Consider the following 24593-nt stretch of genomic DNA (forward strand, 5'->3'; position numbering starts at 1 on the left):
CATGACTTTTTAGCCAGGGAATCTGATGTATGGGTCTGCTATCGCGTATTAGCGCATTGTTTTCAAGCCTTTCGACCACCCGCTATCCCTGGCCTGCCCTTGATATCACGCTTCCAGGCGAGCGCCATCTCCACCTGGTTGGCAGTATTCATATGGGCACAAGCGATATGGCCCCGCTGTCGGAGCGCCTGATCGAAAAACTGCGCGCCGCGGACGCTTTGATTGTCGAAGCCGATATTACCGAAGGCGACTCTCCTTTCTCCCACGATATCGAAGAAATCCCGCTTGAAGAGCGCCTGTCGCCCGCTGACTGGCAGCAGGTTGTCGGCCTGGCAAACGAGATGGGAGTCTCTCTTCGCGCGATAGACACCCAGCCCGCCTGGCAGGTTGCGCTGGTGCTTCAGGCCCATCAGGCCCAGCGTCTGGGGCTACGCCCGGACTTTGGCATAGATTTTCAACTGCTGGAGGCGGCAAAAACCATGTCTGTCCCGGTGGTGGAGCTGGAGGGAGCGCAAAGCCAGATGGATATACTGATGCAGCTGCCGGACGGCGGTATGCCGCTGCTGAGCGACACGCTGACCCACTGGCATACTAACGCGCGTCTGCTGCAGATGATGATCGGCTGGTGGCTCGAGTCCCCTCCGCAGCAGGAAAACATTACCCTGCCGAATACTTTTGGCGACGAACTATACGATGTTCTGATGCACCGGCGTAACCGCCAGTGGCTGTATTTTCTGCAGAAGCTGCCTCCCGGCCGCTACGTGGTCGCGGTGGGTGCACTGCATTTATACGGGGAAGGAAACTTACCTGAGCTGTTGAAAAATAAGTAAAAAAATGGCCAATATTGCTATTGGCCCGTCAAAGAGGAATAAGTTTATTATTGTTGTTATTTCAGCCGATTTAACGACCGAAGTCTGAATTGTCGCTCAATGTGGCGTTGAACGCTATCACTATTAAGCAGCAATATAGTATCTCTAAAATATATCACCTGTATGACTACAATGTGCGTTTTTGAAACAATTTTGCAGGAAGGATGAGATGACGCCCGCCGTAAAACTCCTCGAGAAAAATAAAATCCCCTTTCAGGTACACACCTATGACCACGATCCCAATGAGACGAACTTTGGTGACGAGGTGGTTCGCAAGCTGGGTCTTAACGCTGAGCAGGTCTACAAAACGCTGCTGGTGGCCATTAACGGCGATATGAAACAGCTGGCGGTCGCGGTCACTCCCGTCGCCGGGCAATTGGATCTGAAAAAGGTCGCCAGGGCGCTTGGCGCTAAGAAGGTGGATATGGCCGATCCTATGGTTGCCCAGCGAGTGACCGGCTATCTCGTCGGTGGGATCAGCCCCTTAGGGCAGAAAAAACGCCTGCCTACGGTGATCGACGCACCCGCAAAGGAGTTTGCGACGATCTATATTTCCGGCGGCAGGCGCGGGCTGGATATCGAAATCGCCGCCAGCGATCTGGCCACGACGCTGGACGCCACCTTTGCGGATATCGCCCGTCGGGATTAAAACCCTGGCGGTGGATGGCGCTGATGCTTATTACTGCCAGCTCACCTCGCCTTTCGGTTCGTAAGTATTCACATCCAGCGGTGAGCTTTGTTCGATGTACTGCTTCAGCACTTCCGCATCCACAAAGCCGGTGTTCACGTAGCCGGGCTTTTTGTCGATGGCCGGGTAGCCGTCGCCGCCGGTGGCGTTAAAGCTCAGCGTTGCCATGCGGTAGGTTTTGGCCGGGTCAACGGGTTCGCCTTTGATTTTTAGATCCTGCAGCCCGTTAGCCGTAGCCACAAAGCTGACGCTGGCAAATTGCGGGTAGGCACCAGAATCAGGCGTTTTCTTCGCAACTTCGGTCAGGTAATCCGTCACTTCTTTACCGGACATATCCACGTACGCCACCGTGTTACCGAACGGCTGTACCTTCAGCACGTCTTTGTAAGTGATATCCCCCGCCTCGATAGAGTCGCGAATGCCGCCGCCGCTCATCACTGCAAAATCTGCGCTGGTGCGTGCTATTTGTGCTGCAAGAATGACGTGCGCCAGGTTGGTCTGCACGAAGCGAACTTTGCTGCGATCCCCTTCCAGATGCCCGTTCACGCTGCCGACCTTCACTTTCAGCTGCGACTGGCCTTTGCGCTGGAACGGCGTCAGCAGCGAAAGCATCCTCTGATTCTCAGAAATTTGCGGCGTGTACAGCACCCGCTCGCTCTCGCCGTTGTCGTAGGTGATCTTTTTCTTCAGGTTGATAGGGATCAGCTGATAGCGCACCAGCTTCATCTCGCCGTTGCGGAACTCAAAATCTGCACGCCCTACGTACTTACCCCACTCATGGGCCTGCACAATCCAGGTGCCGTTCTGCTTGTCCGGCGCGCAGGGCGTCCCCGGCACGTAATCGGCGTCTTTTTTATTCTCCGAGGCCATGCAGACCGGATTTTGTGAGTGACCGCCCACAATCATGGTCAGCGCGCCCGCTGGCAGGCTGCGGGCCATTTCCACATCGCCCGGCGCGTTGGAGCCGTGGTTGCCATTATCGTAGTGGCCCATGTGGGTCGTCGCGATAATCACGTCCGGCTTTTCGTTGGCCTGCAGATCCTGAATCACCAGCTTCGCTTCATCGGCAGGCTTGCGGAATTCAATATCGGTGAAAAATTCAGGGTTACCTATTTTTGCCGTGTCGTCGGTGGTAAGACCGATAACGGCAATTTTTAACCCCTGCGGCTGGAAGATGGCCCAGGGTTTGAAGAGGCGCTCCCCGGTGCTTTTCTGATAAATATTTGCGGAGAGGAACGGGAACTTCGCCCATTTCTCCTGCTGGCGCAGCACGGATAAAGGATTATCGAACTCATGATTGCCGACGGCCATCGCATCGTAGCCAATCAGGTTCATGCCGCGAAAATCAGGTTCAGCATCCTGTAGGTCGGATTCCGGCACGCCGGTATTGATGTCGCCGCCGGAAAGCAGCAGCACGCTGCCGCCCTCTTCCGCCACTTCTTTGCGTACGCTGTCGACCAGCGTTTTCTGCGCCGCCAGCCCGTATTCGCCGTACTCGTTGCGCCAGAAATGGCCGTGATGGTCATTGGTGTGCAGAATGGTAATTTTGTAGGTCTTATCTTGTTCCCAGGCCAGCGCCGATGCGCTGGTCAGACTTAATGCCACCAGTAACGCCGTGGCTACCCCTTTAATTGCGAAACGCATTGAAATTCTCCATTTTCTTAAACCTGAACCATTATCAGAATGTTAGCAGGATAGACAAATAAGTTTTATTAATTGCGACTTTCCTCAACTCTCACCTGCAGGTATGTTAGCAGGGTAACAATAACCTACGGATACCCCTGCTATCCGTTCAAAAATAATAATCAGATTCTCACAGGTATTTATGGCAACCTCCGAACAGACGCTCACGCCGCCAGATGCGAAAAAGGCGCGCACTTCCTTTGGTATTTTAGGGGCTATCAGCCTTTCGCATCTGCTTAACGATATGATTCAGTCGCTGATTCTGGCGCTCTATCCGCTGCTGCAGGCTGAATTCTCGCTAAGCTTCGTGCAGATCGGCATGATCACCCTTACCTTCCAGCTTGCTTCCTCGCTGCTGCAGCCGGTGGTGGGCTACTACACCGATAAATACCCGATGCCGTGGTCGCTGCCGATTGGTATGTGCTTCACGCTGTGCGGCCTGATCCTGCTGGCGCTGGCGGGCAGCTTCCCGATGGTGCTGCTGGCAGCCGCGCTGGTGGGTACAGGTTCTTCTATCTTCCACCCCGAGTCCTCACGCGTGGCGCGTATGGCTTCCGGCGGTCGCCACGGCCTGGCGCAGTCGCTGTTCCAGGTGGGCGGTAACTTCGGCAGCTCTCTGGGGCCACTGCTGGCCGCGCTGATTATCGCGCCCTACGGCAAAGGTAACGTTGCCTGGTTCGTGCTGGCCGCACTGCTGGCGATTGTGGTACTGCTGCAGATCAGCCGCTGGTACGCCGCGCAGCATCTGATGTCCAAAGGTAAAGCAAAAGCCCCGGTGGTCAACCCGCTGCCGCGTAATAAGGTGATTCTGGCCGTCTCGATTCTGCTGATGCTGATCTTCTCGAAATATTTCTATATGGCGAGCATCAGCAGCTACTACACCTTCTATCTGATGCATAAGTTTGGCCTGTCCATCCAGAACGCCCAGTTCCACCTGTTTGCGTTTCTGTTTGCCGTTGCCGCAGGGACGGTGATTGGCGGGCCGCTGGGGGATAAAATCGGCAGAAAATACGTGATTTGGGGTTCAATCCTCGGCGTCGCGCCGTTTACTATGATTTTGCCTTACGCATCCCTTTACTGGACCGGGATCCTGACCGTGATTATCGGGTTTATTCTCGCCTCGGCGTTCTCGGCAATCCTGGTATACGCCCAGGAACTGATGCCGGGCCGTATCGGTATGGTTTCCGGCCTCTTTTTTGGCTTTGCCTTTGGGATGGGTGGCCTTGGCGCCGCCGTATTAGGCCTGGTGGCAGACCATACGAGCATCGAGTTGGTCTATAAAATCTGTGCCTTCCTGCCTTTATTGGGCATTTTGACCGTATTCCTGCCTGATAACCGCCACAAAGCTTAGCTTTTCCCGGCCAAAGCCTTGCTTTGGTCGGTCCTCCTTCCCATACCGTTAAAGACATTCCTCATCATAAGTGGCTGAAATACTGCTCAGCGCGCTTTATTTGTCGAAATGCGCCTTTTAGATAACCTTTATTAATTATTCATCCACGCCGATAATGAATTTGTCATAAACTGTTACAGTGACCAATGGATCTTCAGCCTGATTTTTGGACCCTATGCTAACGAAAGGAGACGGAATGCATCACGCGACACCGCTTATCACCACCATTGTCGGCGGCCTTGTGCTCGCTTTTTTACTGGGGATGCTCGCCAACAAGCTGCGCATCTCCCCCCTGGTGGGCTATCTGTTAGCTGGGGTGTTAGCGGGTCCGTTTACCCCGGGCTTTGTGGCAGATACCAAACTTGCTCCTGAACTGGCGGAGCTAGGCGTTATTCTGCTGATGTTTGGCGTGGGGCTGCACTTTTCCCTGAAGGATTTAATGGCGGTAAAGAATATCGCCATTCCCGGCGCGATAGCACAGATAGCCGTTGCAACGCTGCTGGGCATGGCGCTTTCGTCGCTGATGGGCTGGTCGCTGATGACCGGCATCGTCTTTGGGCTGTGCCTCTCCACCGCCAGCACCGTGGTGCTGCTGCGGGCGCTTGAGGAGCGGCAGCTTATCGACAGCCAGCGCGGGCAAATCGCCATCGGCTGGCTGATCGTTGAAGATTTAGTGATGGTGCTAACCCTGGTGCTGCTGCCTGCAGTGGCGGGAATGCTGGAGAAAGGCGACGTCGGGCTGGCAACGCTCTCTCTTGATATGGGGATCACCATTGGTAAGGTCGTAGCGTTTATCGCCATTATGCTGGTTGTGGGCCGCCGCCTGGTACCGTGGATTCTGGCTCGCAGCGCCGCCACCGGCTCCCGCGAGCTGTTCACGCTTTCCGTGCTGGCGCTGGCGCTGGGCATCGCGTTTGGCGCGGTCGAACTGTTTGACGTTTCCTTTGCCCTCGGCGCTTTCTTCGCCGGTATGGTGCTGAATGAGTCAGAGCTAAGCCACCGTGCCGCACATGATACCCTGCCCTTACGCGATGCCTTCGCCGTGCTGTTCTTCGTCTCCGTCGGCATGCTGTTCGACCCGATGATCCTGATTCAGGAGCCGCTGGCCGTACTGGGCACGCTGGCCATTATCGTCTTTGGTAAATCTGTGGCGGCCTTCGGCCTGGTGCGCCTGTTTGGTCACTCCCAGCGCACGGCCCTGACCATCGCCACCAGCCTTGCGCAAATCGGTGAGTTCGCCTTTATCCTGGCGGGCCTGGGCATGGCGCTGAACCTGCTGCCGCAAAACGGGCAAAATCTGGTGCTGGCCGGGGCGATCCTGTCGATTATGCTCAACCCGATCCTGTTTGCCGTGCTCGAGCGCTATCTCGAGAAAACTGAAACGCTGGATGAGCAGACGCTGGAAGAAGCCATTGAAGATGAAAAGCAGATCCCCGTGGATATTTGCAATCACGCCTTACTGGTCGGTTTTGGACGTGTCGGGAGCCTGCTGGGCGAGAAGCTGATAGCACAGGGCATCCCGCTGGTGGTGGTCGAAACCTCCCGCAGCCGCGTGGATGAACTTCGCGAACGCGGCATTCGTGCCGTGCTGGGCAACGCCGCTAACGAAGAGATAATGAATCTGGCGCATCTGGACTGCGCCCGCTGGCTGCTGCTGACCATCCCGAACGGCTACGAAGCCGGGGAGATTGTGGCGGCCGCCAGGGCAAAATGCCCGGACATCGAGATTATTGCCCGCGCGCATTACGACGACGAGGTGGATTACATCACCGAGCGCGGCGCAAATGAGGTCGTGATGGGCGAGCGGGAGATTGCTAATACGATGATGGGGCTGCTGGATAAACCTTCTGAGGTGCCGGATGGCGCTGGCGCTTATCCGGCCTACAAATAATCTGCTGTCCTGCCGGATGGCGCTGGCACTTATCCGGCCTACAAATAATCTGCTGTCCTGCCGGATGGCGCTGAACGCTTATCCGGCCTACGAATAACCTGCTGTCCTGCCGGATGGCGCTGAACGCTTATCCGGCCTACGAATAAACCTTTGAACGCTCATACGGCCTGCGCCTTTGTAGGGTGGATAAGCGCCAGCGCCATCCACCATTCGAGTATCAGCGATCCCAGTACGACTCTTCCAGGCTGTCCTCACGTTCCGGCAGGCCTCGCGTCAGGCGCGGCGAGTGCTGGTTAAGCACCTGGTAGCTTACGCGGTTGGCGTATTTACACACCTGGGCGAGGGACGAATAGGTCAGCCAGGTGAACTGGTGCTTGCTGGAGTTTGGCACGTTGGAGCGGTGGTAGTTATTGGCGGTGATGTCATGTAGCAGCGCCGCCAGCGCGCCGTCGCCCGCGCCGTTGGTGTTCATGATTTTCTCAGGCCCGCCCATATAGGGGGCAATGTGCGAGAAAATACGCAGCGGATTTTCGCAGTCTTTATGGCGCATGGCGCGGCTGAACTCGTACTGGTTGAATTCGGCAATCGCGCCCGGCAGCAGCGGATGCTGGGTAATGCGTTTGGCGGACTCTTCGGTGAACCCTGCCATATACAGCCCGACCGGCCCTGCGGTACAGAGCACTAAGTCCACCCAGTCCAGCGCCTTATCTGCCGCCAGCAGCGGATCGCTTTCCCCCGTCAGCGCCTGCCCCTCTTCTTCGTTCATGGCCAGAATCGAGACGTGCTCTTTGAGGAACGCCTGCCACCACTCCGGGTTTTCGGCAATCACGTATTTGGTGCCCAGCGTCAGCACCACCGGCACGTTGTGTTTTTTGGCGAAGCTAATCGCCTGCATGGTGGCATCCGGCATGGGCTCGCCCGGCTGGCAGCGCACGAGGTACGAGGTCAGCACCAGCGCGGACGCTCCGGCAATCACTTCTTCCGGTATGCTCTCTGCGCGCAGCTGGTTCATGTGGCCGGGGCTGATGGCGAACGTCCGCTCGCCCTGCTCGTTAATCAGCGTAAAGCAGCGGCCAATCGCGCCGTTTACCCCTTGCAGATAGTTAAGGTCGGTTCGGCTGGAGGTATTGCAGAGATAGCGGTAGGCATAGCTGCCGATTTCAATATTGCTGCACATCACGCCCAGCAGGACCGAGCGGTCATCCGCCAGCACGGAATAGTTGTGCATGGTATTCCCGATGGTGCCACCGGCAAACTGGTGGGTAATCAGATTTTTTTGTACCAGCTCCTGATACAGCGCTTCCGCGACGTCATCGGCAATCACCAAAGAATGGCCGAAGCTCAGGCCGTAGCGGTGAACAAACTCATCGTCCACTTTGGCTTCGATATCCACCAGCGTCTGGTCGATGCCGACAATCCAGGAGGTCCCGGTTTCGTTTTCAGGCTGGACCTGCTGCAGCAGCGGATCGCGATGGCTGACGGGGAAATAGTGTTTGGATTTACGCTTGCCGGGAAATTTCATGGGCTGTCACAGGAGGGTTGCTAATCAGGCCGTGAATGGTAGCACATTCACGGCCCGCGGCGCGATTAGCGATAGCGTTCGATAAGGCTCAGCATCATGGCGATATGGGCCGGATCGTCGTTGAGCGCCGGGATGTATTCGTACTTGCTGCCGCCCGCCTCGATAAAGACCTCACGGTTCTGCACCGCCATCTCTTCGAGCGTTTCAAGGCAGTCCGCCGAGAAGCCCGGACACATCACCTGGATATGCTTAACGCCCTTCTCGGCCAGCATTTTCAGCGTTTCGTCGGTGTAAGGCATCAGCCAGGGTTCGCGGCCAAAGCGCGACTGGAAGGTCATCATCACTTTTTCCGGCGGCAGCTCCAGCGCGCTGAGCAGCTCGCGGGTGGTGTCCCGGCAGCGCTGGGGATAGTCGTCACCTTCGTTGGCGTAGCGCTGCGGAATGCCGTGATAGGAAAGCAGCAGGATCTCCGGCTCGCCGTGTTCGGCGAACGAACGTTTTACCGAGGCGGCCAGCGCGTTGATGTAGGACTCATCTTCCGCGTAGTCGCGAATCAGCGAGATGGACGGCATGGAACGATAGCCGGCAAATATCCGGCCCAGTTCGTCCCAGACGGCAGCGACCGTTGAGCAGGAGAACTGCGGATAGAGCGGCAGTACGACGATATGATCCACATGATGGGAGAGAAGCTCGTCGACGGCGCTTTTCAGGGAAGGGTTACCGTAGCTCATGCCCAGCGCAACGGGAATATCCGGCAGCTGCGCGGCCAGCGCCTGCTGCTGACGGCGGCTGTAGACCATCAGCGGGGAGCCTTCTTCCATCCACACGGACTGATAAAGTTTGGCTACTCGCGGGGCGCGTATGGGCAGGATCACGCCGCGCAGCAGCGGCCACCACAGCAGACGCGGGGTATCGACCACTCGCGTATCGCTCAAAAACTGGCGCAGGTAGCGTTTCACCGCCGCCGGGGTTGGGGCATCAGGCGTACCGAGGTTTGCCAATAAAACGCCAATTTTTTCCTGACTCATGAACGCTCCTTATCAACACAGTGCCGATAATTGTAACGTAAAAGAGAGGAGGAGAAACCGATAACAGCGAATGGGCAAATTTGAGGTAAAAAAATACCAGGGCAGGCCCTGGTATTGAGTGCTCAGGCTTAAGATTAGCCGAGGATTTTAGCCAGCTCTGCGCTGACTTCGGTCACTTTACGGGTGCCGTCGATTTTCGCGTATTTGGTGTTACCCGCCGCCGCTTCTTTGCTGTAGTAAGAGATCAGCGGAGCCGTCATCTGATGGTATTCCACCAGGCGCTTGCGCACGGTTTCTTCCTGATCGTCTTTACGGGTGGTCAGCTCTTCGCCGGTCACGTCGTCTTTGCCTTCCACTTTAGGTGGATTGAAGGTGACGTGGTAAACGCGGCCGGACTGCGCGTGTACGCGACGACCAACGATACGCTCAACGATCAGCTCATCAGGCACTGCGAACTCCAGAACCACGTCCACGTTGATGCCCGCTTCTTTCATGGCGTCAGCCTGTGGAATGGTGCGCGGGAAGCCGTCAAGCAGGAACCCGTTGCGGCAATCTTCCTGGGTAATACGCTCTTTCACCAGCGCGATAACCAGCTCATCGGTCACCAGCTTGCCGGCGTCCATGATGTCTTTCGCTTGTTTACCCAGCTCTGAACCAGATTTTACCGCGGCACGTAACATATCACCGGTGGAGATTTGCGGAATACCGTATTTCTCCATGATGAACTGTGCCTGAGTCCCTTTACCTGCGCCCGGAGCGCCGAGCAGAATGATACGCATTGCGTAATTCCCCATACGTTTGGATTTTGTGTACTTAGATCTGAGGCGAAGACCTTACCATTAAAGGCGGCTTAACCTCAAGAAAGCCTGCTGGTGGCGAAGGTCAAAGAAAAGAAAGGTGGATGGCGCTAAACGCTCATCCACCCTGCAACACCGGTTCATTCGTAGGTCGGGTAAGCACAGCGCCACCCGACAATTACCCCGCTACCTACCAGAGGTAGTTAAGATACCAGCAGCTGGTTCATTCGACGGATAAACTGGTTTGGATCTTCCAGCGTTCCGCGTTCCGCCAGCAGCGCCTGGTCAAGCAGCAGCTCTACCCACTCGCCAAACTGCGCTTCGTCCTGCGTGTCCGCCGCGCGTTTCACCAGGCCGTGGTCCGGGTTCAGCTCGAAGATGTATTTCACCTCCGGCACTTCCTGGCCCGCCGCGGCGAACAGTTTCGCCATCTGGGTGCTCATGTCGTTGCTGTCGGTGGTGACGATAGCCGGGGTGTCAGTCAGACGGTGCGTCAGACGGACTTCTTTCACGCGCTCACCCAGCAGGGTTTTCACGCGGTCAACGAACGGCTCCAGCGCTTTTTCAGCTTCTTTCGCTTCCGGCGTCTCTTCTTCGGCCAGCTTTTCCAGAGACTCGTCAGTTTTGCTGGCGGACTGGAACATCTTGCCGTCGAACTCGGTCAGGTAGCTCATCATCCACTCGTCGATGCGGTCGGAAAGCAGCAGCACTTCGATGCCTTTCTTACGCAGCAGCTCCAGATGCGGGCTGCTTTTCGCCGCCGCATAGCTGTCGGCGGTGATGTAGTAAATCTTCTCCTGGCCTTCTTTCATGCGGGACACATACTCTTCCAGCGACACAGTTTGTGCGGAGGAGTCGGTGTGGGTCGTTGCAAAGCGCAGCAGCTTCGCAATCGCTTCCTGGTTGGCGTTGTCTTCCGCCGGGCCTTCTTTCAGCACGAGGCCGAAGTTTTTCCAGAAGGTCTGGTATTTTTCGCTGTCGTCTTTCGCCAGCTTGTCCAGCATCTGCAATGCACGTTTGGTCAGCGCGCTGCGCAGGTTCTGGGTGACGCGGCTGTCCTGCAGGATTTCGCGAGAGACGTTCAGCGGCAGATCGTTGGAGTCGATCAGGCCACGGATGAAACGCAGGTAGTTCGGCATGAACTGCTCGGCGTCGTCCATGATGAACACGCGCTGCACGTACAGCTTCAGGCCGTGCTTGTGATCGCGGTTCCACATGTCCCAGGGTGCCTGCGATGGGATATATAACAGGCTGGTGTACTCCTGTTTACCTTCCACGCGGTTGTGGCTCCACGCCAGCGGGTCGGTAAAGTCGTGGGCGATGTGCTTGTAGAACTCGTTGTACTCTTCGTCTTTCACTTCAGACTTGCTGCGGGTCCACAGGGCCTGCGCCTTGTTGATTTTTTCCCAGCCGAGGATGGTTTCGCCATCTTTCTCTTCACGGGTTTCAATCTCTACCGGCAGCGCGATATGGTCGGAGTATTTGCTGATGATGGAGCGCACGCGCCAGTCGTCGAGGAATTCGTCCTCGCCTTCACGCAGGTGCAGAGTGATTTCGGTGCCGCGGTCGGCTTTGGTGATATCCGCAACGGTATATTCGCCCGCGCCTTCGGATTCCCAGAACACACCTGCATCAGCAGGCGCGCCCGCCGCACGGGTACGCACGGTGACTTTGTCCGCCACGATGAACGCGGAGTAGAAGCCCACGCCGAACTGGCCGATCAGCTGGCTGTCTTTCGCCTGGTCGGAGCCCATGGAGTCGAGGAAGGCTTTAGTCCCGGATTTAGCAATGGTGCCGAGGTGGTCGATAGCTTCATCGCGGGTCATACCGATACCGTTATCGGCGATGGTCAGCGTGCGCTTTTCTTTATCAAAAGAGACGCGGACGCGGAGTTCACCGTCACCCTCGTAGAGATCGGCCTGGGACAAGGCGCGGAAGCGCAGCTTGTCGGCCGCATCAGAGGCGTTGGAGATCAGCTCACGCAGGAAGATTTCTTTATTTGAATACAGAGAATGGATCATCAGGTGCAGAAGCTGCTTCACTTCAGACTGGAAGCCACGGGTCTCTTGTCCTTTCATGGTCATTGATACCTCAACAAAATCAAACAGGGTGATGAAAACGTTGAGTGTGAAATGGGGACAGCGGAGGAGATTTTCAAGCGGGAAGAAGAGGATCCTCCCGCGTTTGCTCAGAAAGTAATCTTGTGGCGACCGGCCAGGGAGTGGGACAGCGTGGTGCCGTCTACCATCTCCAGCTCGCCGCCGACCGGCACGCCGTGGGCAATGCGGCTGGCATCCACGCCGTACTGACCGCACAGTTCGCCGATATAGTTCGCCGTGGCTTCGCCTTCCACCGTCGGGTTGGTGGCGAGAATAATCTCTTTGATACTTTCGCTGGCTAAGCGCTCTTCCAGACGCTCCAGGCCAATGTCCGCCGGGCCGATGCCGTCGAGCGGCGAAAGGTGCCCCATCAGGACGAAATAGCGGCCGGAGAACTGCCCGGTGGCTTCGATGGCGTGAATATCCGCCGGGGTTTCCACCACGCAAATCTGACCATTTTCCTGCCGACGAGGATTGTTGCAGATGGCGCAAACTTCCTGTTCGGTGAAAGTACGGCAGTCCGCGCAGTGGCCGATTTCAGACATGGCGCGGGTCAGCGCCTGGGCAAGACGCATGCCGCCGCTGCGGTCGCGCTGCAGCAGGGCAAAAGCCATGCGCTGGGCGGACTTAGGGCCAACGCCCGGCAGGCAGCGCAGGGATTCCATAAGGGCAGTAAGTAAAGGACTGGTTTGCATCGCTCAGGCTTCTAAAAAAACAGTGGGGCATAGCCTAACATTAGCGCCGCGGGCGGGTATAGAAAAAGATAATCCCCCTGCGCGACGGCTCGCACAGGGGGATTATTTTACGCGATACTCTGGCCGAAACGGCCCTGGTTGAAGTCATCAATAGCCTGGTTAATTTCTTCACGGCTGTTCATCACGAACGGACCGTGACCCACCACCGGCTCGTTGAGCGGCTCGCCGCTCAGCACCAGAACCACGGCATCGTTGTTGGCTTCAATCGTTACGCCTTCTCCTTTGGCATCCAGCACCACCAGCTGCGCTTCACGCCCCACTTCCTGGCCGTTTACCTGTACGGTGCCTTTCAGCACCACCAGCGCCGTGTTCCAGCCGTCCGGCAGGTTCAGCTGCGTAACGCCGTGGGCGCTCAGATGCAGGTCGAGAATACGCATCGGCGAGAAGGTTCTTGCCGGGCCTTTCTGCCCGTCCATTTCACCGGCGATGACCCGTGCCACACCGGCACCGTCGGGCAGCGTGACCACCGGAATATCCGCGTCGGTAATGGACTGATAGCCAGCGGGCGCGTTTTTGTCCTTCGCAGGCAGGTTCACCCAAAGCTGCACCATTTCCAGGGTTCCGCCCTTCTCGCTGAACGCCGGAGAGTGGAACTCTTCGTGCAGAATGCCGCTGCCTGCGGTCATCCACTGCACGTCGCCCGGACCGATAACCCCGCCGCTGCCGGTTGAATCCCGGTGCGCCACTTCGCCTTTATAAACGATGGTGACCGTCTCGAAGCCGCGATGCGGGTGCTGATCCACGCCACGCTGCCCTTTGTTGCTCGGTTTGAACTCTGCCGGGCCTGCGTAATCCAGCAGCAGGAACGGGCTGAGCTGCTTCTCGAATTTTGCATACGAGAACAGCGAGCGAACCGGGAAGCCGTCGCCAACCCAATGGGAGGCCGGGGCGGAATAGACGCCGAGAATCGATTTCATTTTTTCTCTCCTGTGAATGCTGTATCTGATGGATAAAGCTTACTCACAAGACAGTAGCTCCGGTAGACTGGTAAAATGGAATCAGCGTTCTATAAACAGGACAATAAAATGCAGGATTTAAACGATCTTTGGTATTTCGTGCAGGTGGTCGATCACGGGGGATTTTCGCCCGCCAGCCGGGCCGTTGGCATTCCAAAATCGCGCCTTAGCCGCCGCATCGCGCTGCTGGAAGAGAGGCTGGAGACGCGATTAATCCAGCGATCGACCCGCAGCTTTACGGTCACCGAAGCGGGGCAGATTTTTTATCGCCACTGTAAAGCGATGATGATCGAGGCGGAGGCGGCTCAGGAGGCGATTGATACGCTGCGGGCGGAGCCGCGCGGCCTGATTCGTCTGGCCTGCCCCATCACCCTGCTTCACGTCCACGTGGGTGAGATGCTGGCGCGCTTTATGGCGCTCTACCCGCAGGTGACCGTACAGCTGGAGGAGACGAATCGTCAGGTGGACGTGCTGAATGAAAACGTGGATTTGGCCATTCGCGTGCGCCCCCTGCCGCTGGAGGACAGCGATCTGGTGATGCGCAAGCTTGCCGACAGAGGGATGTGCCTGGTAGCAAGCCCGGAGCTGGTGGCGCAGTTCGGACAGCCTGATTCCCCGGCGGATTTGCAGCACTGGCCGAGCCTCGCCTTAAGCAAGCCGCAGCAGGTGTATCGCTGGTGCCTGTATGGCCCGAATCAGCAGGAAGTCATTCTTCATCACGCGCCACGGTTTATTACCACGGATATGATTGCGCTGCGCAGCGCGGCGGTCGCCGGTGTGGGAATAGTGCAGCTGCCAAAGCTGATGTTAAACGAGCATCTAGCTGCGGGTAAGCTGGTGCACCTGCTGCCGGACTGGCGGGCAAGGCGGGAGATTATTCACGTGGTGTTTCCTTCCCGGCGCGGTCAGCTACCGGCGGTCAGGGCGCTAATTGATTTTCTGGTGGAGAGCTACGCGGCGTTTGAAGAGGAGTAATTCAGGACGTTTTTTGTCGGATGACGCTGCGCTTATCCGACCTACGTAACCAACCGTAGGACGGAAAGCAGTGCGTCATCCGCCGATCATCAGAACGGCATTTTGAAGCCTGGCGGCAGCTGCATGCCGCTGGAGACGCCGGCCATTTTCTCTTTCTGCGCTTCGCCGATACGACGGGCCGCATCGTTGAAGGCCGCAGCAACCAGGTCTTCAACCATCTCTTTATCGTCTTCCATCAGGCTTGGGTCGATTTCCACGCGGCGGCAGTTGTGCGCACCGTTGATGGTCACCTTAACCAGACCCGCGCCGGATTCACCGGTGACTTCCATCTGAGCGATCTCTTCCTGAGCCTGGGCCATTTTTTCCTGCATTTGCTGGGCCTGCTTCATCAGGTTACCCAGACCACCGCCTTTTCCAAACATAATCTTCTCTCTTTCGCTCGGGCCGCTGACGCGCAGAATGCGGTTAGCGGCTATCAGGGTTTACAACAGACCGGTTAACCGGTCTGTCAAATGGGGCGAATGCTGTCCTCATCAAGATCCGCATCGAAGAAACGACGCAGCGTCTGGATGTTGTTATCCGCACTCATAGACTCTCTTGCCTGCGCCAGCTTCTCTTCATAGATAGCCTGACGCCATTCCAGCGGCGTTCGCTGTGCCTGATTATCATCTTCAATGATTGTCAGTTCAACGGATTCACCACAGTGGGCGCTCATTGCATCCGTCAGCGCCTTCTGCGCGGACGGGGAATTCAGGTGACGCTGACTCGCGCGCAGATGCAAGCAAACTTTTGTGCCTTCCTGCTCTTTCCAGGCGTTCAGCGCCAGCTGCTGCACCAGTTTTGGCAGCACCAGCTGGTTAATTTCCGCCGCCCAGGCGTCGCGTTCAATGGCTTCCTGAGCAAGCTTTGCCGCCAGCTCGGGCGTTTTTTCATGTTCCAGCGCTCGCTTGAGCGCCTTCGGTGTCGCTACGGGTTCAACAACTTCCTCAGCGACGTTTTGCGACTTCCAGCGATAGGCTTCCGGCTTAGCTTCAGGCTTCTCTTCAACTATAGCCGTGGCGCGGGATTGTACCCGCTCGGTGACCGATGCCAGACGCTCCAGCGCAGTGTTTTTTGCCGGCCGCGCTGAATTTGGCGCCGCCGGCTCATTCTTTTTTGCTTTTTGGGCTCCCTGCTGGCGCATCAGCTGTGTTCGCGCCTGCAGTATCTGGCTGGTGGCATCCGGCAGCGGGGCATCGCTTTGCACCGGCGGCGGTGCCGCCTGCTGTCTCGGAGGCGGAGACCCCGGATTAACAACCGGTATGCTCGCTACAGTACGGGGCTGTTCCGGCTCCGGCATCGGTTTACGCGGATGGAACGCCAGCGCACGCAGCAGCGTCATTTCGATGCCCATGCGGCGGTCCGGCGCAAACGGTAGCTCTTTACGCCCCATCAGCAGCGTCTGGTAATACAGCTGGACTTCCGCAGGCGGAACCGTGCGGGCCAGTTCGCGCATGCGCTGTTCGATGGCCGCCATGTCGCTGCTCAGCGCAGATGGCGATAGCTGAACCATCGCCACTCGATGTAGCAGAGTGAGCATTTCAACCAGTAGGGCTTCCCACTCCACGCCACGGGCGGCCGCATCGTTAAGCAGCGCCATCACGCGCTCGCCGTCGGCGCTGACCATCGCTTCTATCAGCGACAGCGCCTGGTCGTCGTCCAGCGTGCCCAGCATGGTGCTTACCGCAGCGGTGGTCACCTGCCCGTCACCGCTGGCAATCGCCTGATCGGTGAGGCTTAGCGCGTCTCGCAGGCTGCCGTCTGCGGCGCGGGCCAGCAGCTGCAGCGCTCGCGGTTCGCTGGTGATTTTCTCTTCACCGAGCACATGCTCAAGCTGATGGCGAATTTGTTCGACGTCCAGCGCTTTGAGGTGGAACTGCAGGCAGCGGGAAAGAATGGTAACCGGGAGCTTCTGCGGATCCGTCGTCGCCAGCAGGAATTTAACGTGCGCAGGCGGCTCTTCCAGCGTTTTCAACAGCGCGTTAAAGCTGTGGCGGGAGAGCATGTGCACTTCATCGATAAGATAGACCTTGAAGCGGCCGCGCGCCGGGGCGTACTGAACGTTGTCCAGCAGGTCGCGGGTATCTTCTACTTTGGTGCGCGAGGCAGCATCGATTTCTATCAGGTCGACAAAGCGCCCTTGTTCGATTTCGCGGCAGTTATCACACACGCCACAGGGGGTGGCGGTAATGCCGGTTTCACAGTTCAGTCCTTTCGCCAACAGCCGGGCGATGGAGGTTTTCCCCACGCCGCGTGTTCCGGAGAAAAGATAAGCATGGTGGATACGGCCCAGCGACAAACCATTAGCCAGCGCGGTCAGCACGTGTTGCTGGCCGACAACATCAGCAAAAGTTTGTGGGCGCCATTTGCGGGCTAAGACCTGGTAGCTCATTCTCAGATTGGCTTCTTTGTTTGATCGCGGGAAAGGTGAATGTGAGGGGGTAATGCTAACATAAGCCCCACCCGATGGGCGAGGCCTCTATGATGCGGGAAGACGAGCCGCAAGGTGGATAAGCGGCTGCGGCATCCACCGTTTTTTCAGGACTCAGTGACCCGGGAAAGGCACGAGGCTGTAGCTCTTCACACCCATGTTCTCAAGACGCTGCTCGCCGCCGATATCAAACAGGTTGATGATAAAGGCCGCGTCGGTCACTTCGCCACCCAGACGACGGATGAGTTTAACCGTTGCTTCAATGGTACCGCCGGTAGCCAGCAGATCGTCCACCACCAGCACTTTGTCGCCCGGCTGGATTGCATCGACGTGAATTTCGAGCTGATCGGTGCCGTATTCCAGCTCGTAGCTCTCAGCAATCGTTTCACGTGGCAGCTTGCGCGGTTTACGCACAGGTACAAAACCCACGCACAGCTCTAACGCAACAGGTGCGCCAAACAAGAAACCACGTGCTTCGGTGCCCACCACTTTGGTGACGCCGGTGTCTTTAAAGCGCGCTACCAGCAGTTCAATGCTGAGGGCGTAAGCTTTCGGATCTTCCAGCAAGCTGGTAACGTCACGGAACAGAATCCCCGGCTTTGGATAATCAGGGATGCTTTTGATGCTATTTTTCAGATACTCAAGCTGCTGCGCAGTCGCGGTCATAATTAATGCCTGCTAAAAACATGAAACTCACCGAGCGCGTCGCAGGTTCTGTTTGAACCGCGGTCCAGAAATTGACCAGCCGCACCCGTGCTCGAAAACGGTCGAATTTACTGGCTGACGCGTACATTTGCAACTCCCGCAAGCGGGGTTCAGGGTTTTTGTTGCTTTTCGTCAACTACCGGCAGGCGCCACATGAAAATAAGCAGCGCGCCTAACATCATCAGCAAGAATAGCCGCACCCACAGAATGTTGACCAGATAGAGTGAGACGCCAAAAGTTAACACGATAAAAATCATCGCTCTCGGCTTTGCACCTGGCGGCATAGCCCGGTGCTGTTGCCAGTGGCGCAGATAACCACCGAACCAGGAGCGATAAAGTAGCCAGTGGTGAAACCTGGGTGACGAGCGGGCAAAGCACCAGGCCGCGAGCAGTAAAAACGGCGTGGTCGGCAGCAGGGGCAGCACCACGCCAAACGTCGCGAGGACTACCGCCAGCCAACCGATGATGATTAAAATAGTCCGTTGCATACCCGTTCCTGGAATAAACTGGCGCGAACGCCGCGCCGCCACTGGAGAGACATTTTGTGAAAACCGCTTCGCTCTTACAAGCCCTTGATGCACGCGTCGCGGAACTGGCGTCAGCCATCGAACCCCTTGCCTTGCAGCGCGCCTCGCAGGCCCGCTTTGACAGGCAGCTGTTCAATACCCACAGTACCCAGCTGAAAGATTATCTCGCCGAAGCGCAGGCCAACCTCGCTCAGCTACAGCTTAGCGTGAAAACTGGTCGAACGGAGCAGGTTGCCTTTCTGGCAGAAAAACTGGTCGCGCAAATCGCCGCGCTGCAGCGAGAACTGGCGACGTGGAAACTCCGCACCAATGAGCCCCAAAAGGCTGCGCCAGAGAATCTTTACGAGAAGCTGTCGACCCACCAGGATTATGAGCGTCGATTACTGTCGATGATTAGCGACAGGGAAAGCCAGCTGGGTACGCAAACGACGCTTGCCGGACAGCAGCAGCTTCAGCGCGAAATTGCCGCTCAGGAAGGACGTCTTCAGCGTTGCCGACAGGCCATCACGCGGATAGAGCGGGCCATTGAACGCCGCGAGCGTGGCCTGGGCTGATGCGACTTTTTACAGCTATCGAAACAAAGGAGGATATCAATGTCCCTGGATAACGCACCGGATGATGTCAAGCTGGCCGTCGATCTGATCATGCTGCTTGAACAGCACGAGATCCCGCCAGCTACTGTGCTGAGCGCGCTGGAAATCGTCCGCGACGATTTTCTGCGCAAACAGCGGGAAGAAGCTTCCCGCTGACACTTTTACGCGGGGGAAATGTCCCCGCCCTCTGGCTTAAGCCTGTCGCGCTTCACTTCCGTAAATTCATCGCCCTTTTCATTGCGCAGATGCACTTCCAGCTGGTTGAAGGCAATGTTGATATTATTTTCACGGCAAAGCTTGTCGATGGTGCGGTTTAGTTCATCCACCGTGTAGCTGCGGTCGCGGAGTTCACGCACGTACAGGCGCAGCTCGTGGTCCAGCGTGCTTGCGCCAAAGGTCGTGAAGAATACCGATGGCTCCGGGTCGTGCATGACTTTCGGATGATCGTGAGCCGCTTTGAGCAGGATCTCTTTGACCTTATCCAGATCGGAGCCGTAAGCGACGCCCAGGCGGATCACCACGCGGGTGATCGTATCGCTGAGCGACCAGTTGATCAGCCTTTCCGTGACGAAAGCTTTGTTCGGGATGATCACTTCTTTGCGGTCAAAATCGGTAATCGTCGTCGCACGAATACGAATTTTACTGACGCTACCGGAGAAGGTGCCGATGGTCACCGTATCGCCGATGCGCACCGGACGTTCGAAGAGGATGATCAGGCCGGAAACGAAGTTTCCGAAGATCTCCTGCAAACCAAACCCAAGGCCAACCGACAGCGCTGCGGCCAGCCACTGAAGCTTGTCCCATGAGACGCCCAGCGAGCCAAAGACCGTCATCGCCCCAATCACGATGATGGTGTAATTCATGATCGTGGTGATGGTGTAGGACGCCCCCTGGCGCATTTTAAGCCGCGACAGAACCAGGACTTCAAGCAGGCCTGGTAAGTTACGGATCAGCGCCCAGGCCACCATAAAGGCCACTAAAGCAAACAGCAGGCTGCCCATCGTGACGTTTTTAACTACCGCGGCTCCGGCTTCGGTGCCGTTGTAATGCCACAGGACAATGCTGTCGAGATAGGCAAAAACGGTAATTAAATCAGACCAGATGGCGTAGAACACCACGCCAAACAGCGCGAACATCAGCAGCATGGTCAGGCGCATGGTTTGCTGGTTGATTTGATCCAGCGCCAGCGGCGGCTCTTCAACCGGCTCGGCCCCTTCTGCCCCTTCTTTTACCAAATGCTGTCGGCGAGCGACTGCACGTCGGTATGCAATACGGCGCGCCGCGACGCTCAGACCACGAATGATCGTCTGATGCAGTAAATTCCAGATAATGACCAGATAAACAGTATCAATCCATCGGTTCGCCAGCCGCAGTGTGGTGTAGAAGTACCCTGTCACCGTTAGCACCAGCAGAGCAACAGGGACAATAGAGAGCACGGTCATGGTGACCAGCCGCAGCGTATGGGACTCTCTGTTACGCCAGTTGTCACGCCACATGGGGATAACCAGAGCGGTAATCAGCAGCAGGTTGAGGAAGATAATGAACTGACCGAGTACGTCATCCATCAGGTGCAGCGGTGAGTGCTCACCCACAACCGACCAGTACAGTAGCGGCAGCAATGCGAGGCTGACGCGAACAATCTGCCGACGATAATGACGCGTCAGCTGTTCTGGCATATTGAAATGCGTGACGCCCACGCCTTTTGGAGAGAGTACGCGCCAGGTCAACCCAAAGACCAGCCAGAACAGCGCCAGCTCTTTGGCAAAGCTCCACAACAGATCGCTGACGCTGGTCTGCATAAACAGCAACACCAGGCCCACGGCCAGAATGGCAAGGGTTGCGGGCAGCACCTTTAGCAGGCTGAACAACATCGCTTTCGGCGTGTTGAGCTGGCTGTCGCTACGAAGTTGACCTACGTCTGCGGCAAGCTTCTCCAGTTTTTTATCAATCCACCTGAAACGCCAGCGGATCAGTCCTGCAATGAGCAAGAGCGGCAGTGCGGTAAACAGGGAGACGAAAAGCGCGTCGAGCACCTTTTTCCAGCTGAAATCAATTTTGATGCCTTTGATTTGAGCGTGAAGCGCACCCGGGAAGGCTTTAACCCACTCCCAGTTCATCGGCTTGTTGCTGTTTACCCAAAAGATCTGCTGGGTCAGTTTGGCCTGTAACGATGAGCTGACGCTGACCAGCTGCTGCTGATAAATTTGCAGGTTGATAGCCATCATCAGCTGATTGCCGAGCTGTTTATTGAGCTGGTCCAGCAGTTCGCGGCGCATGTCCACGACCTGCAACAGCGCATCGTGAACATCGTCGTTCACTTCCGCTTTGTGCCCCTCTTCGATTTTGTCAACGAAAACATCGCTCTGGAATAGCGCATCCCGCTGCTGGTTCACGTCAAACTGCTCAAGGCGCAGATCGGCGATGCGGTTGGTCATATCTTCGAGTTCGTCCGCGGATGGCAGAGTCTGCTGCTGCTGATAGAGGATACGCGACAGAAGCAGGCTGCCCTTCAGAACCGAGATTTGTTCGTTGATATTCCGCTCGGATTGCAGGGCGCGGTCCAGCCAGTTCTTGACGCGAATATTGCGCTGCACCAGATTGTTGCCGTTCTCGGTTGCGGTGATTAAGCGCTGGCTGAGCTGATGGTTGATTTCCAGCTCCTGACGCACCAGCGGGTTGTTCTGGATGCTGGTCGCTTCGTCCGGCGTGACCGCCTCCTGCGCCGTTTTTTCGGTGAGCGTCAAACGCTTGCTGTTCACCGCCTCCTGCAACAGTTGCAGAGCGTGCTCAAGCTGGTTGATGTGCGCAGTGGTGTAGTCACGCTGCTTTTGCAGCGTATCCTGCAAGGTGGTATTCCCTTCAAGGCTTTTTCTCTGCTGTTCCAGCTGTGCATTAAGCAAAGATTGCTGTACCAGCAGCAGGTTTTGCTGGGTTGGCCTTAGCGCCGCTTCCCCGGGGCTTGTGCCGTTCAGCCGATTCCTGATTTGTTGCAGCTGCTGGGAAGCGGTGTACATCGCATTTTGTACGCGCTCGGGCTGCGTTTGCAGCGACACCAGCTGGCTATTGAAAGTGGAGAGGTCATTTTGCGCGGCCTGTAAATCATCCAGCACACCGGAGACACGAGCTTCCATCTGGCGCAAAGAGAGCGAGGCAAGCGTGGCCCGCGTTTGTGTATCGTCGCTGTCGGTACCGATGGCGTTCAGGGCGTCCGTCGCCTGGCGCAGTTTCTCCGGTGCCTGGGCTACCTGAGCTTTTAACGCCGCAGTTTCCTGTTTGATACGCGTGATTTTATCGAGCGTCTCGAGCGTTTCCGTCAGGTCTCTTTGCTGTAGCTTTTCATCAGGCGTCAGGTCTTTCTGCTTGTTAAGGGCATCCAGCTGGCTTTGCACGTCAACGCGCGTGGGAAGATCGCCATTAATTTGTGCCTGAGCGGAGTAAACGGGAAAGAGCGTACCGAAAAGCAGTACCAGAGCGACGAAAATGCGCGGTAAGAGAGTTTGCTGCTTAGTCATGAGTAAGATGTTCGGAGAGATCGTCGAAACAAGCCATCAACAGGAGCAGGGAGAATATCACGACTTACCTGACCCGAATAGCGAACCTTTGGGGCTACTACCTGGGTTCAATCTGAATTATTCGTGACCGGCAGGGATTTTTTTCGTAGCGTTGGCGACATCTGAAACATTTCCAGCAAAATAACGATATAATCGCGGGCCTGACCATGCAGATCAAAGCTATCCGGGGCAACAAGCCAGTTTTCGATTAATCCGGTAATGTAGCTACGTAGCAGGACAACGGCATGCGAGAGACGGAGATCGACAGGCAGCGCCCCCGCATCGATGCAGCGTTGCAGACTGACTTCGATACGTTCATTTCCTTCCATGTAAAGGACGCGCCGGGCCTGTTGTAACACGGCCATCTCGCCAACAAACTCGCATTTATGGAAGACAATCTCGGTCATCAGACGACGTCTTTCTTCCGTCACCGTTGACTGTAATATGTAAATTAACAACTCCCGCACAACGGAGAGTGGATCGTCAGGAAATTTTGCCTGATACTCAGTTTCAAGATCCCCAATACTGGACTCAGTTAGCGCCCAGATTTCATTAAATAAATCTGACTTATTTTTGAAATGCCAATAGATAGCTCCACGGGTCACCCCAGCCGCTTTGGCAATGTCCGCAAGTGACGTAGCAGAAACGCCCTGTTGCGAGAACAAGCGGATAGCTACATCAAGGATGTGTTGGCGGGTTTCCAGTGCCTGTTGTTTGGTTTTTCGTGCCATATGTCGCGGAATTTACTGGAGTCAGATTTACATACATTTGTGAATGTATGTACCATAGCACGACGATAATATAAACGCAGCAATGGGTTTGTGGACACTTGATCCATTGAACAACTTTGAAATCGGACACTCGAGGTTTACTTATGAACAAAAACAGAGGGTTTACGCCTCTGGCGGCCGTTCTGATGCTTTCAGGCAGCTTAGCGCTTACAGGATGTAATGATAATGAGGCCCAGCAGAGTGCCCCACAAGCTCCCGAAGTGGGTGTGGTGACTCTTAAGAGCGCGCCTTTACAGATCACGACCGAACTACCAGGCCGTACCAGCGCCTACCGTATTGCAGAAGTTCGCCCGCAGGTCAGCGGCATTATCCTGAAGCGTAACTTTGAAGAAGGAAGTGAAATCAAGGCGGGTGTCTCGCTTTATCAAATTGATCCTGCGACCTATCAGGCAGCGTACGACAGCGCTAAAGGCGACCTGGCAAAAGCACAGGCCAGCGCCAATATCGCTAAGCTTACGCTCAATCGTTACCAGAAACTTCTGGGCACTAAATACATCAGTCAACAAGACTACGACACTGCACTGGCCGATTCGCAACAGGCCAATGCTGCCGTAGTCGCTGCAAAAGCTGCCGTTGAAAACGCGCGTATCAACCTGGCTTACACCAAAGTGACCTCTCCTATCAGCGGCCGGATTGGTAAATCTGCCGTTACCGAAGGCGCTTTGGTCACCAACGGGCAAGCGACCGCGCTGTCTACCGTGCAACAGCTCGATCCGATTTACGTCGACGTGACGCAGTCCAGCAACGATTTCCTGCGCCTTAAGCAAGAACTCGCTGCCGGTAAGCTGAAACAGGAAAACGGCAAAGCGAAGGTACAGCTAGTGACCAGTGATGGTACGGCCTACACGCAGGAAGGTTCTCTGGAATTCTCCGACGTGACGGTTGACCAGACCACCGGTTCTATCACCCTGCGTGCCATCTTCCCGAACCCGGATAAAACTCTGCTGCCAGGTATGTTCGTACGAGCAAAACTGGACGAAGGGACTAACCCGGACGCGCTGCTGGTTCCTCAGCAAGGCGTAACGCGTACCCCGCGTGGTGAAGCCTCAGCGATGGTTGTCGGTAAAGATAACAAAGTTGAAATGCGTCAGTTGACGGCCACTCAGGCCATCGGTGACAAGTGGTTGGTAACAGATGGTTTGCATGATGGCGATCGCGTTATCGTAACCGGTTTGCAGAAAGTTAAACCCGGTGTTCAGGTGAAAATGCAGGAAGTCGCAGCTGATAATAACGCTCAACAGCAACCAGCCGCAGGCGCACAGTCCGAACAAACGAAGTCTTAACTTAAACAGGAGCCGTTAAG

The 24593-nt window shown here is 56.3% G+C and carries 21 protein-coding genes and 1 other annotated feature; of the genes, 8 read left to right on the top strand and 13 right to left on the bottom strand.

The features are described 5' to 3' along the window. The first annotated feature begins 29 nt into the window (after nt 1–29). A complete protein-coding gene (locus HYQ67_RS05055) occupies nt 30–830 on the top strand; it encodes a TraB/GumN family protein (RefSeq protein WP_202302012.1) in 801 nt (266 codons plus the stop codon). Nucleotides 831–1038: 208 nt separating this feature from the next. Then, nucleotides 1039–1518, top strand: a complete 480-nt coding sequence (gene ybaK, locus HYQ67_RS05060) for a Cys-tRNA(Pro)/Cys-tRNA(Cys) deacylase YbaK (RefSeq protein WP_202302014.1) — start codon at nt 1039–1041, stop codon at nt 1516–1518. Nucleotides 1519–1548: 30 nt separating this feature from the next. Here the strand turns inward: ybaK and ushA are convergent, their stop codons facing one another. Next, the gene (ushA, locus tag HYQ67_RS05065; RefSeq protein ID WP_202302016.1) at nt 1549–3201 is read right to left on the bottom strand and encodes a bifunctional UDP-sugar hydrolase/5'-nucleotidase UshA; all 1653 of its coding nucleotides are present in this window, start codon (nt 3199–3201) and stop codon (nt 1549–1551) included. 181 nt (nt 3202–3382) lie between these two features. Here ushA and HYQ67_RS05070 point away from each other — a divergent pair, with 181 nt between their 5' ends. Both HYQ67_RS05070 and ybaL read left to right on the top strand, forming a co-directional pair. After that, nucleotides 3383–4591 (top strand): MFS transporter, encoded by a 1209-nt coding sequence (locus HYQ67_RS05070; RefSeq protein WP_202302018.1) that lies wholly within the window; start codon nt 3383–3385, stop codon nt 4589–4591. Nucleotides 4592–4826: 235 nt separating this feature from the next. Beyond that, nucleotides 4827–6521, top strand: coding sequence for a YbaL family putative K(+) efflux transporter (ybaL, locus tag HYQ67_RS05075; RefSeq protein ID WP_202302020.1), 1695 nt, complete (start codon nt 4827–4829; stop codon nt 6519–6521). Nucleotides 6522–6738: 217 nt separating this feature from the next. On the opposite strand, the gene HYQ67_RS05080 is transcribed toward ybaL, so the two are convergent. The 6 genes from HYQ67_RS05080 to HYQ67_RS05105 form a co-directional block, all read right to left on the bottom strand. Then, nucleotides 6739–8043: an inosine/guanosine kinase gene (locus HYQ67_RS05080; protein ID WP_202302022.1), complete on the bottom strand. Its 1305-nt coding sequence runs from the start codon at nt 8041–8043 to the stop codon at nt 6739–6741. A gap of 65 nt (nt 8044–8108) precedes the next feature. After that, nucleotides 8109–9071, bottom strand: a complete 963-nt coding sequence (gene hemH, locus HYQ67_RS05085) for a ferrochelatase (protein ID WP_202302024.1) — start codon at nt 9069–9071, stop codon at nt 8109–8111. 134 nt (nt 9072–9205) lie between these two features. Beyond that, nucleotides 9206–9850, bottom strand: a complete 645-nt coding sequence (gene adk / locus HYQ67_RS05090) for an adenylate kinase (protein WP_202302026.1) — start codon at nt 9848–9850, stop codon at nt 9206–9208. A gap of 221 nt (nt 9851–10071) precedes the next feature. After that, the gene (htpG, locus tag HYQ67_RS05095; RefSeq protein WP_202302028.1) at nt 10072–11946 is read right to left on the bottom strand and encodes a molecular chaperone HtpG; all 1875 of its coding nucleotides are present in this window, start codon (nt 11944–11946) and stop codon (nt 10072–10074) included. A 110-nt stretch (nt 11947–12056) separates the two neighbouring features. Continuing rightward, nucleotides 12057–12662, bottom strand: a complete 606-nt coding sequence (gene recR / locus HYQ67_RS05100) for a recombination mediator RecR (RefSeq protein WP_202302030.1) — start codon at nt 12660–12662, stop codon at nt 12057–12059. 107 nt (nt 12663–12769) lie between these two features. After that, nucleotides 12770–13639, bottom strand: a complete 870-nt coding sequence (locus HYQ67_RS05105) for a pirin family protein (protein ID WP_202302032.1) — start codon at nt 13637–13639, stop codon at nt 12770–12772. A 108-nt stretch (nt 13640–13747) separates the two neighbouring features. Here HYQ67_RS05105 and HYQ67_RS05110 point away from each other — a divergent pair, with 108 nt between their 5' ends. Next, complete coding sequence (locus HYQ67_RS05110) at nt 13748–14653, top strand: LysR family transcriptional regulator (RefSeq protein ID WP_202302034.1); 906 nt, start codon at nt 13748–13750, stop codon at nt 14651–14653. A gap of 89 nt (nt 14654–14742) precedes the next feature. Here HYQ67_RS05110 and HYQ67_RS05115 read toward each other — a convergent pair whose 3' ends face one another. The 4 genes from HYQ67_RS05115 to HYQ67_RS05130 all read right to left on the bottom strand — a co-directional run bounded on the left by HYQ67_RS05115 (nt 14743) and on the right by HYQ67_RS05130 (nt 18316). Further along, the gene (locus HYQ67_RS05115; protein ID WP_202302036.1) at nt 14743–15075 is read right to left on the bottom strand and encodes a YbaB/EbfC family nucleoid-associated protein; all 333 of its coding nucleotides are present in this window, start codon (nt 15073–15075) and stop codon (nt 14743–14745) included. 86 nt (nt 15076–15161) lie between these two features. Further along, nucleotides 15162–17084 carry a DNA polymerase III subunit gamma/tau gene (gene dnaX, locus HYQ67_RS05120; protein ID WP_202302038.1) on the bottom strand — a complete coding sequence of 641 codons (1923 nt, stop codon included), beginning with the start codon at nt 17082–17084 and terminating at the stop codon, nt 15162–15164. After that, nucleotides 15765–15829 (bottom strand) — a sequence feature (DnaX frameshifting element). It overlaps the preceding gene by 65 nt. Before the next feature lie 153 nt (nt 17085–17237). Then, nucleotides 17238–17789 (bottom strand): adenine phosphoribosyltransferase, encoded by a 552-nt coding sequence (apt, locus tag HYQ67_RS05125; protein ID WP_202302039.1) that lies wholly within the window; start codon nt 17787–17789, stop codon nt 17238–17240. Nucleotides 17790–17938: 149 nt separating this feature from the next. Further along, a complete protein-coding gene (locus HYQ67_RS05130; RefSeq protein ID WP_202302041.1) occupies nt 17939–18316 on the bottom strand; it encodes a DUF454 family protein in 378 nt (125 codons plus the stop codon). Nucleotides 18317–18372: 56 nt separating this feature from the next. Here HYQ67_RS05130 and priC point away from each other — a divergent pair, with 56 nt between their 5' ends. Together priC and rsmS are read left to right on the top strand one after the other, a co-directional pair. Further along, a complete protein-coding gene (gene priC, locus HYQ67_RS05135) occupies nt 18373–18909 on the top strand; it encodes a primosomal replication protein PriC (protein WP_202302043.1) in 537 nt (178 codons plus the stop codon). A 39-nt stretch (nt 18910–18948) separates the two neighbouring features. Continuing rightward, the gene (rsmS, locus tag HYQ67_RS05140) at nt 18949–19104 is read left to right on the top strand and encodes a pleiotropic regulatory protein RsmS (protein ID WP_202302045.1); all 156 of its coding nucleotides are present in this window, start codon (nt 18949–18951) and stop codon (nt 19102–19104) included. Nucleotides 19105–19109: 5 nt separating this feature from the next. On the opposite strand, the gene mscK is transcribed toward rsmS, so the two are convergent. After that, a complete protein-coding gene (mscK, locus tag HYQ67_RS05145) occupies nt 19110–22460 on the bottom strand; it encodes a mechanosensitive channel MscK (protein ID WP_202302047.1) in 3351 nt (1116 codons plus the stop codon). A gap of 107 nt (nt 22461–22567) precedes the next feature. Then, complete coding sequence (gene acrR / locus HYQ67_RS05150; RefSeq protein WP_202302049.1) at nt 22568–23230, bottom strand: multidrug efflux transporter transcriptional repressor AcrR; 663 nt, start codon at nt 23228–23230, stop codon at nt 22568–22570. Nucleotides 23231–23373: 143 nt separating this feature from the next. On the opposite strand from acrR, the gene acrA reads away from it, so the two are divergent. Further along, a complete protein-coding gene (acrA, locus tag HYQ67_RS05155; RefSeq protein WP_202302051.1) occupies nt 23374–24573 on the top strand; it encodes a multidrug efflux RND transporter periplasmic adaptor subunit AcrA in 1200 nt (399 codons plus the stop codon). The last annotated feature ends 20 nt before the right edge of the window (nt 24574–24593 follow it).

It is taken from the genome of Dryocola clanedunensis subsp. sulfonylureivorans (assembly GCF_016756775.1).
Lineage (GTDB): Bacteria > Pseudomonadota > Gammaproteobacteria > Enterobacterales > Enterobacteriaceae > Dryocola > Dryocola clanedunensis.